Origin of the sequence: Bradyrhizobium sp. AUGA SZCCT0169 (genome assembly GCF_018130085.1) — a bacterium.
GTDB lineage: Bacteria > Pseudomonadota > Alphaproteobacteria > Rhizobiales > Xanthobacteraceae > Bradyrhizobium.
The window spans coordinates 87,044-102,742 of record NZ_JAFCMC010000023.1 but is presented as its reverse complement, the minus strand read 5'-3'; the positions used below and the strand labels follow the sequence as shown (position 1 = coordinate 102,742).

The 15,699-nt window shown below is 63.1% G+C and carries 14 protein-coding genes; 5 read left to right on the top strand and 9 right to left on the bottom strand.

Annotated elements, in window-relative coordinates; all coding sequences use genetic code 11:
• A partial coding sequence (locus JQ609_RS23645; protein ID WP_212275134.1) for a phosphoenolpyruvate carboxykinase (ATP) occupies positions 1 to 339 on the top strand: 339 nt, incomplete at its 5' end.
• An 88-nt stretch (positions 340 to 427) separates the two neighbouring features.
• Here JQ609_RS23645 and rocF read toward each other — a convergent pair.
• The 3 genes from rocF to JQ609_RS23630 all read right to left on the bottom strand — a co-directional run bounded on the left by rocF (position 428) and on the right by JQ609_RS23630 (position 4,986).
• Positions 428 to 1,396, bottom strand: a complete 969-nt coding sequence (gene rocF / locus JQ609_RS23640) for an arginase (RefSeq protein ID WP_212275133.1) — start codon at positions 1,394 to 1,396, stop codon at positions 428 to 430.
• Positions 1,397 to 1,447: 51 nt separating this feature from the next.
• Positions 1,448 to 2,263 (bottom strand): acyl-CoA thioesterase II, encoded by an 816-nt coding sequence (locus JQ609_RS23635; RefSeq protein WP_212275132.1) that lies wholly within the window; start codon positions 2,261 to 2,263, stop codon positions 1,448 to 1,450.
• A 200-nt stretch (positions 2,264 to 2,463) separates the two neighbouring features.
• Entirely contained in the window at positions 2,464 to 4,986 is a 2,523-nt protein-coding gene (locus JQ609_RS23630) for a glycogen/starch/alpha-glucan phosphorylase (protein ID WP_212209296.1), read from the bottom strand.
• 431 nt (positions 4,987 to 5,417) lie between these two features.
• On the opposite strand from JQ609_RS23630, the gene JQ609_RS23620 reads away from it, so the two are divergent.
• Both JQ609_RS23620 and JQ609_RS23615 read left to right on the top strand, forming a co-directional pair.
• Entirely contained in the window at positions 5,418 to 5,921 is a 504-nt protein-coding gene (locus tag JQ609_RS23620; RefSeq protein ID WP_212275131.1) for a GNAT family N-acetyltransferase, read from the top strand.
• A gap of 72 nt (positions 5,922 to 5,993) precedes the next feature.
• Complete coding sequence (locus JQ609_RS23615; protein ID WP_212275137.1) at positions 5,994 to 6,323, top strand: multidrug efflux SMR transporter; 330 nt, start codon at positions 5,994 to 5,996, stop codon at positions 6,321 to 6,323.
• Positions 6,324 to 6,373: 50 nt separating this feature from the next.
• Here JQ609_RS23615 and JQ609_RS23610 read toward each other — a convergent pair whose 3' ends face one another.
• The gene (locus tag JQ609_RS23610; RefSeq protein ID WP_212209299.1) at positions 6,374 to 6,601 is read right to left on the bottom strand and encodes a DUF3658 domain-containing protein; all 228 of its coding nucleotides are present in this window, start codon (positions 6,599 to 6,601) and stop codon (positions 6,374 to 6,376) included.
• A 400-nt stretch (positions 6,602 to 7,001) separates the two neighbouring features.
• Between JQ609_RS23610 and JQ609_RS23605 the strand changes: the two genes are divergently transcribed.
• On the top strand, positions 7,002 to 7,433 hold the full coding sequence (locus tag JQ609_RS23605) for a hypothetical protein (RefSeq protein ID WP_212209399.1): 432 nt from the start codon (positions 7,002 to 7,004) through the stop codon (positions 7,431 to 7,433).
• A gap of 159 nt (positions 7,434 to 7,592) precedes the next feature.
• Here the strand turns inward: JQ609_RS23605 and JQ609_RS23600 are convergent, their stop codons facing one another.
• Together JQ609_RS23600 and pyrE are read right to left on the bottom strand one after the other, a co-directional pair.
• On the bottom strand, positions 7,593 to 8,402 hold the full coding sequence (locus tag JQ609_RS23600) for a DUF2865 domain-containing protein (protein ID WP_409363404.1): 810 nt from the start codon (positions 8,400 to 8,402) through the stop codon (positions 7,593 to 7,595).
• Between the two features lie 276 nt (positions 8,403 to 8,678).
• Positions 8,679 to 9,242, bottom strand: a complete 564-nt coding sequence (gene pyrE / locus JQ609_RS23595; protein ID WP_212209300.1) for an orotate phosphoribosyltransferase — start codon at positions 9,240 to 9,242, stop codon at positions 8,679 to 8,681.
• A 200-nt stretch (positions 9,243 to 9,442) separates the two neighbouring features.
• On the opposite strand from pyrE, the gene JQ609_RS23590 reads away from it, so the two are divergent.
• Positions 9,443 to 10,069, top strand: a complete 627-nt coding sequence (locus tag JQ609_RS23590) for a glutathione S-transferase family protein (RefSeq protein WP_212275130.1) — start codon at positions 9,443 to 9,445, stop codon at positions 10,067 to 10,069.
• A 153-nt stretch (positions 10,070 to 10,222) separates the two neighbouring features.
• On the opposite strand, the gene JQ609_RS23585 is transcribed toward JQ609_RS23590, so the two are convergent.
• From JQ609_RS23585 to JQ609_RS23575, 3 genes are all read right to left on the bottom strand, one after another.
• Complete coding sequence (locus tag JQ609_RS23585) at positions 10,223 to 10,858, bottom strand: LysE family translocator (RefSeq protein WP_212036478.1); 636 nt, start codon at positions 10,856 to 10,858, stop codon at positions 10,223 to 10,225.
• A gap of 238 nt (positions 10,859 to 11,096) precedes the next feature.
• On the bottom strand, positions 11,097 to 14,201 hold the full coding sequence (polA, locus tag JQ609_RS23580; protein ID WP_212275129.1) for a DNA polymerase I: 3,105 nt from the start codon (positions 14,199 to 14,201) through the stop codon (positions 11,097 to 11,099).
• A gap of 242 nt (positions 14,202 to 14,443) precedes the next feature.
• A complete protein-coding gene (locus JQ609_RS23575) occupies positions 14,444 to 15,508 on the bottom strand; it encodes an acyltransferase family protein (RefSeq protein WP_212275128.1) in 1,065 nt (354 codons plus the stop codon).
• Positions 15,509 to 15,699: the final 191 nt, after the last annotated feature.

Below are 15,699 nucleotides of genomic sequence, written 5' to 3'. Positions count from 1 at the left end.
TGGCTGGTCAACACCGGCTGGACCGGCGGCAAATACGGCACCGGAAGCCGGATGCCGATCAAGGTGACGCGGGCGCTGCTCACCGCGGCGCTGAACGGCTCGCTGCGCAATGTCGAATTCCGCACCGACAAATATTTCGGCTTTGCGGTGCCGACGGCGCTGCCGGGCGTGCCCAGCGACATCCTCAATCCCGTCAACACCTGGCAGGACAAGGCCGAGTTCGACAAGACCGCGCGCGCGCTGGTCGGCATGTTCCAGAAGAATTTTGCGAAATTTGAAGCCCAGGTCGACGCCGACGTCCGCGCTGCCGCGCCCGAGGTCAAGCTCGCGGCGGAGTGATCCGAACGTCATTTCTCGGAAATGAAAAGGGCGACCGCAAGGTCGCCCTTTTTTCACAGAACGCTTGTTCTTGATGCGGCTGCTCTGGCTATCGTCCTTGCAGCATCGCGTTTGTCGGCGTTCGGCGGTCGGTGATCTGCAGGCCGAACAGGCTGCCGATCAGCTCCACTGCGACGCGCGCGGTGCGGCCGCGCTCGTCGAGGAACGGGTTGAGTTCGACGATGTCGACCGAGCGCACCAGTTCCGAATCATGCAGCAGTTCCATGACCAGATGCGCCTCGCGATAGGTGGCGCCGCCGGGCACGGTGGTGCCGACACCCGGTGCGACCGCCGGATCGAGAAAATCGACGTCGAAGCTGAGATGCAGCAGGCCATTTTTCGCCTTCACGCGCTCGATGACGCGGCGGATCAGCACGCCGACGCCGAATTCGTCGAGCGCGCGCATGTCGGCGATCGCGACGCGGCGGTCCTGAACCAGCTTCTTTTCCAGGGGATCGATCGACCGGATGCCGAACAAATCGAGCTGATCCGGCGTGATCGAGGCGCGCGGCTGATCGCCGAGCAGATCGTCCAGCCCGCCTTCGCCGCACAGGAACGCCGAGGACATGCCGTGCATGTTGCCGGTGATGGTCGTGTCGGGCGTGTTGTAGTCGGCATGCGCATCGAGCCACAGGACGAACAGCGGCCGGCCCTGTTCTTTCCAATAGCGCGCAACGCCATTGACCGATCCCATCGAGAGCGAATGATCGCCGCCCATGAAGATCGGCACCGCGCCGGAACGCGCCAAGTGGTAGGCGCGCTCGCTGAGCAGCCGAATCCAGGTTTTCACCTCGTCGTAGAATCTGGCGTTGGCAGGCGGCGGTCCGTCCGAAATGACTTTCGATATCGAAAGGTCGCCGTGATCCTCGACGGCAAATCCCAACTGGTCGAGCACGCGTGCAATGCCCGCGGTTCTTAGCGCCGCGGGGCCCATCAGCGTGCCGGCCTGCGAAGCACCGATTTCGATGGGGATGCCGAGCAGGGCGATATCGGGCTTTTTGACGTCGGGTTCGGACATGAGCCGCCTTCCAGGACCGTAGGGAACGGAAGATGAGGCCCGTATGTTCCCTTACGCCTTGAAATACGCGATTTGCGTCGTCGTTGCGAGCAACCGTCCCTTCGGCGACCACAATTCACCGTTCTGGTCGCCATAAGACTTGTGGAAAATCTTGGCGTCGGCCACCGCCAGCACGCGCGTGATGTCTTCCGCGGCGAGATCGGCGGCGTCGGCGTGGAAATAGGTCGTGATCGACACCGTGCCGAACGGTACCAGTTCGCGCCTGGCGTGGAAGATACGGCCAAAAAACGCGTCCGACATCGACATCAGCGACAGCGCGTCGATCTTCCGCGGCACCCGGTCGCCGATCCACAGTTTCGAGAACGAGTTCGGCTCGGCCGACGACGCCGAGCCCCAACCCGGCTCGCCCTCGACGAAACGGAAATCATACTGCTTGACCCAGGGAGCGGCGACCTTTCCGTAAGGCAGCGTCTGCTCGTAGGACTTGGTTGGCGGAAACGGCGCCTGCGCGTGCGACCATGACGGCCGGCGCTCGGCGAACACCGCGGTGGCCAGCGTCGCCACCTCGCCGCCGCCTTGCGTCATCTCCACGCACCAATGCTGCGTCGAACGGTTGGCCTTGACCAGCCGCACGTCGAGATCGAAGGCGCCTTGCGCGACCGGCGCGCAGAAATTGACCGTGAGCGACAATGGATCGCCCGATCGTTGCGGGTGGTCCATGAGAGCGCGCAGGATTGTGGCCGCAGTGCAGCCGCCGAACGGGCCGACAAAGGCCCAGTAATCCTCGCTGGTCTTGCCCTGCCAGCGGCTGTCGCCGGCGGTGACCTGCGTGGCGTCGTCGAACAGATGCGGTGTCTTGGTAAGCATGGAATTCCCCGGGGTACTGCCGTGCAGTATCACCGCAACTGGCATGAATTCAATGACGTGACAGGTAATGGCTTTCTCCGTCATGGCCGGCGTCCGCTTGCCTATGCCCGGCCACCCACGTCTTCCTTGTCAGTGGCGCCTGAAGACGTGGATGCCCGGGTCAAGCCCGGGCATGACGAATCGAGAGAGATCGCCGGAATTCAGCCCGACACGCCGCGCTGGGCATCCTGCTCCTGCACGGGCGCGGTCGGCAGCACCGGCACGTGCCAGATATCCGCGGCGTATTCGCGGATGGTGCGGTCGGAGGAGAACCACGGCATCCGCGCCACGTTGAGGATCGAGGCCCGCGTCCACGCCGGCATCACCTGCCAGCGCGCATCGATGCCGCGCTGGGCCTCGTAATAGGAATCGAAATCGGCGGCGCACATGTAGTGGTCGAACTGGCGCAGCGTGTGGCCGATCGCCTCGAACCGGGCGGGGTCGCCGGGCGAAAAGTCGCCGCTCTCGATCGCGCTGATCGCCCGCGACAGCCGCGGCGAGCGGCGGATCACGTCGGAGGCATCCAGCCCCTGCCGGCGCCGGACCATGACGTCGCCGGCCTCCATGCCGAAGATCGCGATGTTTTCCGCGCCGACATGGTCGCGGATTTCGATGTTGGCGCCATCGAGCGTGCCGATGGTCAAGGCGCCGTTGAGCGCGAGCTTCATGTTGCCGGTGCCGGAGGCTTCCATGCCGGCGGTCGAGATCTGTTCGGACAGGTCCGCCGCCGGAATGATCACTTCGGCCAGGCTGACATTGTAGTTGGCGAGGAACACGATCTTCAGCCGTCCCGCGACCGCGGGATCGTTGTTGACGATCTCGGCGACGTCGTTGATCAGCTTGATGATCAGCTTGGCGGTGCGATAGCTCGCCGCCGCCTTGCCGGCGAAGATTTTCACCCGCGGCACCCAGTCGCGCTGGGGTTCATCCTTGATCGCCTGATACAGCGCGACCGCCTCGAGGATGTTGAGCAGTTGCCGCTTGTATTCGTGGATGCGCTTGATCTGGACGTCGAACAGCGCCGACGGATCGACCTTGATGCTGAGGCGCTCGCCGATCGCCCGCGCCAGCGCCAGCTTGTTCTGCAGCTTGACGTCGCGGAACTGCTGCTGGAACGAATTGTCGCCGCAATGGTCTTCGAGGCGCTGCAGCCGCGAGAAATCGTCGAGCACGGCTTCGCCGCAGGTCTCGCGCAACAGCCCGGTGAGTTTCGGATTGGCCAGCATCAGCCAGCGCCGGAAGGTGATGCCGTTGGTCTTGTTGGTGATGCGCTGCGGATAGAGATGGTTGAGATCGTGGAACACGGTCTCCTTCATCAGGTCGGAATGCATCGCCGAGACGCCGTTGATGCGGTGCGAGCCGACAAAAGCCAGTTGTCCCATCCGCACCCGGCGGCCGGAGCGCTCGTCGATCAGCGACACCGAGGCGCGGAAGTCGATATCGCCGGGAGCGCGTTGCTCCGCCAGCGCCAGATGCGCGGCGTTGATGCGGTAGATGATTTCAAGATGCCGCGGCAGCAGCCGTTCGAACAGTTCGACCGGCCAGGTCTCGAGTGCTTCCGGCAGCAGCGTGTGGTTGGTGTAGGACAGCGTCGCGACCGTGATCTTCCAGGCCTCGTCCCAGCGGAAATTATGCAGGTCGACCAGTAGCCGCATCAGTTCGGTGACGGCAAGGCTCGGATGGGTGTCATTGAGCTGTACCGCGGCCTTTTGCGCCAGGCTGCGCAATTGTCCATCGGCGGCGAGGTGCCGCTTGACCAGATCCTGCAGTGAGGCGGAGACGAAGAAATATTCCTGGCGCAGCCGCAATTCGCGGCCCGCGGCGCTCTCGTCGTTCGGATAGAGGAATTTGCAGATCGATTCGGCGCGCGCTTCCTCGGCCATTGCGCCGAGATAGTCGCCGGTGTTGAAGGCATCTAACCGCAGCGGATCGGGCGAGCGCGCCGACCACAGCCGCAGCGCGTTCACATGCTGGCCGCGCCAGCCGACGATCGGGGTATCGTAGGCGACGGCCTGCACGGTTTCGCCGGGATGCCAGCTGGCGCGTTCGCGGCCGCGGTCCGCGACATGGGTGACGTGGCCGCCGAAATGCACCTGATAGACCACCTCGGAGCGCTGGAATTCCCAGGGGTTGCCGAAGCCGAGCCACTCGTCGGGATATTCCTGCTGCCAGCCCTGCGCGATGATCTGGCGGAACAGGCCGAAATCGTAGCGGATGCCGTAGCCGATGGCGGGAATGGCGAGGGTGGCCATGCTTTCCATGAAGCAGGCCGCCAGCCGCCCGAGGCCGCCATTGCCGAGCGCCGCATCCGGTTCGCAATTGCGCAGGTCCGACAAATCGACGCCGAGATCGCCCAGCGCCGCCTCGAACAGCGGCAGCAGGCCCATATTGTTCAGCGCGTCGGTAAACAGGCGCCCGATCAGGAATTCGAGCGAGAGGTAATAGACCCGCTTGCGGCCGGCGTCGTAATTATCCTTCTCGGCCGTCAGCCAGCGGTGCACAATGCGGTCGCGCAGCGCCAATGCTGCGGCCTTGTACCAGTCGCGCTTGGTCGCCATGCCGGTGTCCTTGCCGATGGCAAGCCGCAGCTTGGCGAGAATCGCGCCCTTGATCTCGGAAAGCGCCAGTTCGTCGATCGGCTGGCCCGGCACCGGAAAACTCCCTGCGAATGCTTGTTCTTGCAACGCGTCAATCCCTGCAGTTTCAGACTCAACGAAAGGATACGCGCCTTGCACCACAACCGAAACTATCCAGACGTTTGTTGTGCACCGCGCTGGTATGTTTTTATGCAAGGACCGGGCCGATTTGGTGGCCTCCGTGCGCCGATTTCGGTGCTAGAATAACGGCCGAGAGCCTGGATATCGCCTTGAGTCTGAAGGAGGGTGGGCCATGAGATTGATCATCGAGATCGCCGCTGCGACGCTTCTGATGGTCTGCATCAGCGTCACCAGCGCCGCGTTCGCCGCCGGCAAGGCGGGCAAAACCGCCGATGGATTGGGATGCTCGTTCAGCGTCGCGAAGAATGCGGCGCCCGCCACCCGGTGTGCGGCGATGAAGCGGCATGCGGCGGAAAATTCTACGCCAATTATTGCGGCGGCAAGATGCTGTCGGCGATGTGAGCCATAACGAAGCCAATCCGTCCGAACCTGCCTCGCAAGAAGAAATGATCCCGCCGATCGGTTCAATCTCGCTGTGCCCGGCCGACCATGCCGACGCAGAAGCTTTCGCCGCGCTTCGGATTCTGGCGATGCGGGAGAGCCTCGAACGCATCGGACGCTTTGATCCGCAGCGCGCCCGCGAGCGGTTCCTGTCGGGCTTCGTGCCTGAATTCACCCGGCATATCCTGGTCGACGGATCGCGCGCGGGATTGGTGGTCGTGAAGCCGGATGATGAAGGCTTGGTGCTCGATCACCTCTATGTCGATCCGCACTATCAGGGCCGCGGCGTGGGTGCAGCGGTGCTCGCCGAAGTTTTCGCCGAAGCGGACCGGCAAAGAAAGCCGTTGCGGGTCACCGCGCTGCGCGGCAGCGATTCAAACCGCTTTTATGTCAGGCACGGCTTCACGCTCGTGAGGGAAGCCGAGTGGGACAATTACTATCTGCGTCCCGCCATGGGATAGTTCCCGCTGGTCTTGGCGCTACCAGATCGGCCCGAGTCGTCAAAACATCACATGCCTCTGCTAGCAGGCGGCATGACCTATCTCTATTTGGGCATCGCGATTCTCTCGGAAGTCGTGGCGACAACCTTCCTGAAACTGTCTGACGGTTTCAGCAAGCCGCTGCCATCGCTGGTGACGGTCGCGGGTTACGCGGTGGCGTTCTGTTTTCTGTCGCTTACCCTGCGAAGCCTGCCGACAGGCGTGGTCTATGCCGTCTGGTCGGGCGTCGGCGTCGTCCTCATCGCCACGATCGCCTGGGTGTTCCAGAGCCAGAAGTTGGATACGGCCGCGCTTTGCGGCATGGGCCTGATCGTCACCGGGGTCGTTGTGATCAATCTGTTTTCCAGCGCCTCGTCGCATTAAAGACAAGCCAGTGGCACTGAACGCCCGGGATCGGAAACGCGCAGCGCCCATCAGCCTGTCAAGCGTATCTCGCTGTGCCGCCATGCGCGAACGTTGCCCGCGCTCTCGATACTTCCGGCTTCGGCCAATGCCTGGATGCGCGCAGCCAGCATTTCCGCATCGATGGGCCATGCAAGCGCTTCGCAGCGAATGACAAGGTTGCCGATAACCCAGGCGGTCTTCTGCCAATTCGGTTTCAGAGTGGAAAAGATCAACTCGTCGAGATCGGCCTGGGACACGGACTTAGGGAGCACGACATCCGCCCATTGCAGGGTCGAATCGATGGAGGGCTCTTCGTCCGATGGCGGTCGCAAGTCCGGATAGCGATCGTAAACAGCCCGCAAAAGGCCGAAAAATGCAGGGCGGAAACGGTCTCTCCAAGGGGATTGGCGAGTGCTGTCCGATCCGCCTGATCAAGCGCTGATATGACAGCGCTCGCCCGGTCAATGGCCTCTGCAGCATCGTGCAAGTGCCTGGCAATTTCCGTGGCCTGCATCCGGTCCATGTCTCGATCTCGCAAATTTATACTACTGGAACAAATTAAGAACACTTTAGCAAGTGCTTGATATATCATTGTGATTCGGCACAGCGCCGACACAATATCTATGGTCTATCGCCAATATCGAGGACTACATGTCCATGTCCACCATCGCCTTCGATCAATTCGCGCTCACCCGTATCGCCGATTTCGCGCGCTCGCTGTCGCGGCTGCATCAGGCCTCGCGCCGCCAGCCGGTCGACGACGACACCATCGACCGTGAGTTCAATGCCGTCTGCATGTCGGTGTGGGGCTACACGACCGACGATTTCAGCGACGAGTTGTTCTCGATCGCCGACCACGCCTGGCTCGATTCGCTCGACGAGGCCCATGCGCGGATCTTTGCCGCCGAGCAGGGCTACGACCTCGTCGACGACCAGGGCATGCTGTCGGACTGGTGGGGCTATTGCTGGATGATCCTCGCCGAAAAGCGCGGCCTGCTGACGCCGGAAAACCGCGCCGCGGCGCGTGCGGCGATCGAGGAAAAATATCTGTCGGCGCCGAACGTCATCGGGGTGATCGTCGGGCGGTGATGATTGTGTTTGTCATTCCGGGATGGTCCGTAAGGACCAGACCTCAGATGCGCAATTGCGCATCGGGGAATCTTGAGATTCGGGTTCGATGCTTTGCATCGCCCCGGAATGACGGCCCTAAGATGTACTGTTGCTATCGTTGACTCGTGCGATCGGCCGTCAGTTCACTTCCGCCCGCTTCGCCGCCTTGGGGGCCGTGCTCTTCGGCACCACGCTCGCCGGCATCGCGATCTCGTTTCGCGTCTCGGGCATCACGGTCTCGCCGACCATTTCAGCGCTGACAGGTGCGACCTTCATTTCGCCGAGCCGGGCACGGACGCTGGCGGTGAGGCCGGGATAGGAGGCGACGGGCGTGAATTCGGCGGTCTGCTCGGCGCCGAGGCGAACGCCGGTATAGGCGACGAGGCCGTCGGTGGTGGCGACGACGTCACCCGAACGCAGCGAGGTGTCGAGCGCGAGGTCGACCGGCGCGAGGCCGGACGGGCTCCTGCCGTTGCAGGTGCAATCGGCGCGCAGCGCCTTGCGATAAGCGAACGCGTTTTCGCTGTCCGCGTAGCGCTCGCCATTGCTGGCCGACGCGCTGTCGATGTTGCTGCCGTAGAACACTTTGGTGGGGCTGGCGGGGCAGAACGCCTGGCACATCTGAACCGGCGTGGCGTTGCCGCGCGTGGTCAGCGGAAAATACTTGCCGTCGCAGCTACGGACGCAGAAGGCGGGTCCGGAGCCGGCGACGCGCGGCGCCGGCGCGGGCTGCGCTGGCGGCTGATTGAGGCCGAACGGATCGGCAAAGAAATTCGCCTGTGCCGGGGCTTGCCGCGCCTGCTGTTTCTGGCCACCGCCAAAGAACATGTCGAACAGGCCTTCGGCCGATACGCTGCCGGGCACCAGCATGAAAGATGCTGCAAGCGTGGCGGCGGCAATAGAAGTCGCGCGGCGCCGCATGCGCGAAAAAACCAACTCTGTACGCAACGCTAACTCCACCCAACGCAACACTTAACCACCGACGCGCAACAGGCGCCGGTGGATTCACCATAATCCGGGATGGTAAACGAGCTATGAGCAAGCGCTCGGCAGCGGGAAAGAATTGAGTGTCGGTGGCGTGCCCCGGATGCTGCGCAGCGCGCTTGCGGTGCGCTGCTGATCCGGGGCCGATAGTGGTCGACGGGCGAGTGTGGGTCCCGGCTCTGCGGAGCAGCACGAAGGGTGCTGGACCGCGTCCGGGACACCCGCCAGACGAAAGAGCAATCAGCCCTTCAAAAATTCACCGGCCTTGTAGAGCGAGCGGAACGGAATGCCTGCCTCGGCAAACGCTTCGGTGGCGCCTTCGTCGCGGTCGACCATGGTGAAGACGAGCACGATCTCGCCGCCGGCATCGCGGACGGCTTCAACCGCTTTCAACGCCGAACCGCCGGTCGTCGTGACGTCTTCCACGATCACGATGCGCTTGCCTTGCAGGCTCTCGCCCTTGGCAAGGCCCTCGACCGCCAGGCGGGCGCCATGCTCCTTCGGCTTCTTGCGCACGAAGAACGCCGCGATCGGATGGCCCTTGAGCCAAGAGAGCTGCGCGATCGCGCCGGCCAGCGGCACCGCGCCCATTTCCAGGCCGCCGACGTAGTCGAGCTGGTCGTCCTTCAGCGCCTCGTAGGTCAATTCCGCCAGCAGCGCCGCACCCTCGGGGTCGAGCATGGTCGGCTTGAGGTTGAAGTAGAAGTCGCTCTTGCGGCCGGAGGCCAGCGTGATCTCGCCGCGGCCGAACGATCGCTTGCGGATGATCTCGGCGAGGCGGGCGCGGGAGGCTGACTTGGACAAGGCGTATTCCCAAAGGTTTGAGGCGGCCGGCAATCTATCGGTGCTTTCCCTTTCATTCCAGAGCCGATCTGGCCAAATCAACAGGGCGCGGCAATCTGCCGGGTCCCGCCGGGCGCAGGGAGGCCCCCTCGGAAACGGCGGTTGTAAGGCCGCAAGCTTCCGCGCTACGGGAGGTCCAAGCTTTATTGGGGGAAACCGTAATGACCATCGAACTGCACACCTGGAACACGCCGAACGGCCGCAAGATCTCGGTCGCGCTGGAGGAAATGGGGCTGCCCTACAAGGTGATCCCGGTAAACATCAGCAAGGGCGAGCAGATGGCGCCCGCCTTCCTCAAGCTCAGCCCCAACAACAAGATTCCCGCGATCGTCGATCCCGATGGCCCCGACGGCAAGCCGGTCAGCATTTTCGAGTCCGGCGCGATCCTGCTTTATCTCGGCGAGAAGACCGGCAAGTTCCTGCCCAAGCCGCTCAACGACCGCATCCCGGTTTATGAATGGCTGATGTGGCAGATGGGCGGCTTTGGGCCGATGCCCGGCCAGGTGCACCACTTCATCGCGCTCGAGAACGAAACCGACCGCGCCTATGGCCTGAAGCGCTACATGGACGAGACCCGCCGGCTCTACGGCGTGCTGGACCGCCGGCTCGACGGCCGCGACTTCGTCGCGGGTGCGCTGTCGGTCGCCGATTTTGCCATCCTCGGCTGGGCCTGGCGCCACCCGCGCCACAAGGTGGAGCTGAAGGATTTCCCGAATGTCGAACGCTGGTACAACGCGCTGATGGCCCGCCCGGCGACGAAGCGCGGCATGGAAGCGAAGCTGGATTGAGGGTCTCGATGTCATTGCCGGGCATAGCCGTCTGAAGGACGGCGTCGCTTCCGCTCGCCTATGACCCGGCAATCCATCTTTCTTGACCAAAATGATCTGCCTGCTTGCGCAGGCGATGGATGCGCGGGTCAAGCCCGCGCATGACGAGATGGGCTACGCCTTCCTTGCCTCGAACGCCATTTTCACCGCCAGCCCCGCCAGCACGGTGCCCATCAGCCAGCGCTGCAGCAGCAGCCAGCTCGGCCGCGTGCCGAGAAACAGCGCGATCGATCCGGCCGCCAGCGCGATCATCGCGTTGACGCTGACGCTGATCACGATCTGGATCGCGCCCAGCGCCAGCGACTGCGTCAGCACGCTGCCGACGGTAGGGTCGATGAATTGCGGCAGCAGCGCCAGATAGAGCATCGCGATCTTCGGGTTCAAGAGATTGGTGACAAAGCCCATCGCGAACAATTTTCGCGGGCCATCGACCTGCAGCTTCTTCACCTGAAACGGCGAGCGGCCGCCCGGCTTCAGCGCCTGCCACGCCAGCCACAGCAAATAGGCCGCGCCCGCAAAGCGCAGCGCGTCATATGCGTAAGGAATGGCGAACAACAGCGCGGTGATGCCAAACGCCGCGCACAGCATGTAGAACACAAACCCGAGCGCGACGCCGCCAAGCGACACGATCCCCGCCGCCGCGCCTTGCGTGATCGAGCGCGAGATCAGGTAGATCATGTTCGGCCCCGGCGTCAGCACCATGCCGAGCGAGACGAGGGCGAAACCGAGCAGGGCTGACGTGTGGGGCATGAGCGGACTCGCGAGGGAATGCGCGCAGGTTCTAGCGCGCGACATGCCGCGATGTCATTTCGGAAATTGTACGGAGAGCAATTCTAGCAGTCGGTCACGTGTCCCGGACGCGGTGCAGCGTTCTTCACGGTGCACCGCAGAGCCGGGACCCATCTTTCACAGAAGATGGACCCCGGATCAGCAGCGCACCACGCCGCAAGGGCGGCGTGCTGCGCAGCATCCGGGGAACGCCATCGAACTAATGCGCCTCGTCCCAATTATTCGCGGCCCTCGCATCGACTTGCAGCGGCACCGAGAGCAGCACCGCCGGGAACGGTGCGTCCTGCATCACGTGCTGCACCACCGGAAGCGTCGCCGCGACTTCGCTTTCGGGCACCTCGAAGATCAGCTCGTCGTGAACCTGCAGCAGCATCTGCGCCGAGAGCTTCTTCTCGGCCAGCGCATCTTCCATCCGGATCATGGCGCGGCGGATGATGTCGGCGGCGGAGCCTTGCAGGCGGGCGTTGATCGCGGCGCGCTCGTTGAAGGAGCGGACCGAGGCGTTGCTCGCCTTGATATCGGGGTAGTGGCATTTGCGGCCGAACAGCGTCTCGACATAGCCGTTGGCTCGGCAGAAATCCCGCGTCGCATCCATGTAGGCGCGGATGCCAGGAAAGCGCTCAAAATACTTCTTGATGTAGGCCGAGGCCTCCTCGCGCGCGATGCCGAGCTGATTGGCGAGCCCAAACGCCGAGATGCCGTAGATGATGCCGAAATTGATCGCTTTCGCGCGTCGGCGCACCTCGCTCGGCATGTCCTTGATCGGCACGCCGAACATTTCGGAAGCCGTCATGGCGTGAATGTCGAGCCCGTCGCGGAAGGCCTGCTTCAGCACGGGAATGTCGGCGATTTCGGCCAGCAGCCGCAGCTCGATCTGCGAATAGTCAGCCGACACCAGCTTGTGGCCGGGGGTGGCGATGAAGGCGCGGCGGATCTTGCGGCCGTCCTCGGTACGCACCGGAATGTTCTGCAGGTTCGGCTCATTGGACGACAGCCGCCCGGTGGTGGTCGCGGCCAGCGCGTAGGTGGTATGAACGCGGTGGGTCTGCGGATGCACATAGATCGGCAGCGCGTCGGTATAGGTCGATTTCAGTTTCGAGACCTGCCGCCATTCCAGAATCTTCTTCGGAAATTCGTGGCCCTGTTCGGCGAGCTCATCGAGCACCTGCGCCGAGGTCGACCATGCGCCGGTCTTGGTCTTGGTGCCGCCGGTGATGCCCATCTTGCCGAAGATGATATCGCCGATCTGCTTGGGGCTGCCGACATTGATCGGCTCGCCCGCGATTTCCTGCAGTTCGGCTTCGACCCGTGCGGCGGTCTGGGCGAACTCGCCTGATAACCGCGACAGCACCTGGCGGTCGATCGAAATGCCGCGCCGCTCCATCCGCGCCAGCACCGAGATCAGCGGCCGTTCCAGCGTCTCATAGACCGCGGTCATGCGGTCGGCGACGAGCCGCGGCTTGAGCACACGCCATAACCGCAAGATCACATCGGCGCTTTCGGCCGCATATTCCGTCGCCTTGTCGATGGCGACCTGGTCGAAGGTGAGCTTGTTCTTGCCGCTGCCGGTGAGCCCGGCATAATCGACGACGGCATGGCCGAGCCAGCGCTCGGCGAGCCCTTCGAGCCCATGGGCGTTGCGGCCGGCATCCAGCGCATAGGACATCAACTGCGCATCGTCATGGTTGCGGAGTGTGATGCCGTGCTGGGCCAGCATCACGGCGTTGAACTTGATGTTGAAGCCGATCTTGAGAATGCCCGCCGATTCCAGCAGCGGCTTCAATGCGGCAAGCGCATCGCCCGCCTTGATCTGGTCCGGCGCGAGGCCGGCGTCGAACAGGCCGGCACCGCCGCCGGACTGCTTGTGGCCGAGCGGGACATAGCAGGCATCGTCGGGCGCCAGCGCCAGCGCAATGCCTGAGATCTCCGCCTGCATCGGATCGATCGAGTCTGACATCGCCTCGATGACGAAATGGCCGACATCGTGCACCCGCGCCAGCCAGGCCTCGAGCTGATCGAGGCTGCCGATGGTCTGATACTTCTTGCGGTCGAACGGGATTTTGCGGATCGCCGCCTCGCGCGCGCTCGCGAGCGAGATCGGGCTGCCTTTCAGGCTTGAGGCCTTGTCTTGCCGATCACCCGACCCCTTGGCCGGTGTGCTGGCTTTCCCGCCGGCACCTTTCTCCGCAAACAGGTCTCCACTCGGGCCGTCACGTTCCCCGACTTTCTCGGCAATTGGCAGCACCCCAAAAACGCTTGCCCCGCTTTTGTTGCCGGCATCCGCCTCCACATCGGACGGATCGATCTGCGAATAATCGGCAACGCGGCGGGTGAGGGTGGAGAACTCCATCGCCTTCAGGAACGCGATCAGTTTTCGCGCGTCGGGCTCATGGACCGCAAGATCATCGAGCGGCACGTCGAGCGCGACCTTGTCGTCGAGCAGCACCAGCTGCCGCGAAATCCGCGCCTTCTCGGCATTCTCGATCAGCGCCTCGCGCCGTTTCGGCTGCTTGATCTCGCCGGCGCGCAGCAGCAGTGTTTCCAGATCGCCATATTCGACGATCAGTTGCGCGGCGGTCTTGACGCCGATACCGGGCACACCAGGCACGTTGTCGGTCGAATCCCCTGCGAGCGCCTGGACTTCGACGACCTTCTCCGGCGGCACGCCGAACTTCTCGATCACCTCCGGGATGCCGATGCGGCGGTCCTTCATGGTGTCGTACATGGTGACGCAGTCGGTCACCAGCTGCATCAGATCCTTGTCCGACGATACGATGGTTGCGGTGGCGCCGCGCTCGCAGGCCAGCCGCACATAGGTCGCGATCAGATCGTCGGCCTCGAAGCCCACCTGTTCCAGGCAGGGCAGGTCGAACGCGCGCACCGCCTCGCGGATCAGCGCGAATTGAGGGATCAGATCGTCGGGCGCCGGCGGCCGGTGCGCCTTGTAGTCGGGGTAAAGCTTGTTGCGGAACGTGATCTCTGACTTGTCGAAGACAATCGCCAGATGGGTCGGCCGGTTGTCCTCGGGCATGTCGCGCAGCAGCTTCCACAGCATGTTGCAGAAGCCGAGCACGGCATTGACCTGCAACCCGTCGGATTTGCGGTTCAGCGGTGGTAGCGCGTGATAGGCGCGGAAGATGTAGGAGGAACCGTCGACCAGAAAGACATGGTCGCCCTTGCCCGGAACTTTGGCAGGCACCTTGGCTTCAGCCTTTGTTTCGGCCTTGGTCTGAGACTTGGTCTCGGACTTGGCTGCGGCTTTGGCGGGGGCGGGTTTGTCGGCTTTGGGGGCTGTTTTCGGCATGGCCGAAACTTAGGGATTTTTGCGCGGATTGACAGCCTCGGCGGGCGATTTTCCACGCTGTCATCAGCTGCCATTCAGGCGGGAATCCGGAATGGCCCAAGAACCAATTTTCGTCGTCCCGGCGAAGGCCGGGACCCATACCGCGTGATCTATCGATCGAGTAAATCTGGCTGACGCCTTCCGCTAAACGAAGGCCGGTGGTTATGGGTCCCGGCCTTCGCCGGGACGACAAGAGGAGAAACCTATTCCGCCGCCTGCAACACCGGGGCAACCTTCTTCGGCGCGATCCAGAACGCGCCGGGGCGATCGAACAGGAAGTTGGCATGCAGCGCCAGGGCCAGCCGCCAGATCGCCAGCGCGCCGACGACGCCTGCGACGGTGACGATCAGAGAGATCGTGCCGACGTCGAGGAGTCCACTGCGCAGCAGCACCGCCCTTGTCGCCGCCATCGGCAGGAAGAAGGCGAGATAGATCACAATCGAATGCTCGCCGCAAAAACGCAGGAAATTGAGCCAGCGCATGCGCGCCAAAAGCGTGCCCATCACGATGATGGCGCCGGCGCCGGCAAATCCCAGTGCGAGCGAGACCAGCGGCCAATCGCTGTAGCCCGCAATGACCAGGCCGCCATTGATCAAGGCCCACAATGCCAGACCCGCGAGCGCAAGTGCGGGCCGCGCCCGAGCGCGGTCCGACACGGCAAAGACGTAGGAAGCCAGCCAATAACCCGCATAGAAATAGACGAAGCGCGCGCAGAATTCGTCGATCACGGTCCAGCCGGTCGCGACATGCGCCATTTCCAGCAACGCGGCCGCGGCAAAGATCGCCAGCGGCGGGGCGCTGCGTGTCAGTTTTGTGACGACAAAGAAGATCGGCAGCAGATAGATGAACCACAGCGTGCCGAACGGCTCGATGAAGGATTCCAGATACAGATAGCCGACATGTGCCCAACCGGACCCGGCGGCGAACGACGGCGCCTTGAAGCCGAACTGGATCGTCACCCACAGCACGTAGAAATAGACGAAATGCACCACCTTGCGATCGAGATAGGTGCGCCAGTCGCGGTCGATCACGACCGCCAGGAACAGGCCTGAAATCAGGAAGAAATCCGGCATCCGGAACGGTTTGGCGAACATGACGAGCCAATGCATGAAACCGGTCTGGCCCGCCGCGGCTTCAACCCCCAGCACCGAATGCATCATCACGACCATGACGATGCAGATGCCCTTGGCATAGTCGACCCAGTCAATGCGTCCGGCCACAAAAGACGTGGCGCGTTCGGCGACAGGTAATGTGCCGTTTGGTGTCATGGTTGTCCTGTTTTGGCCCGTTGGCGCCGCATCATCGGCCCGATCCGTTGCTTTCTCCTTTATTCATACAAATGACATGCCGGTTTTCTTGCCGATTTCTTTGCCGGCCTTCTTGCCGCTCTCCGACGCTTTTCCGGTTTCCTCTTTGCCGCCAAATGCTTTAAGAGGCGGGCAGAATCTGAACCGACGTT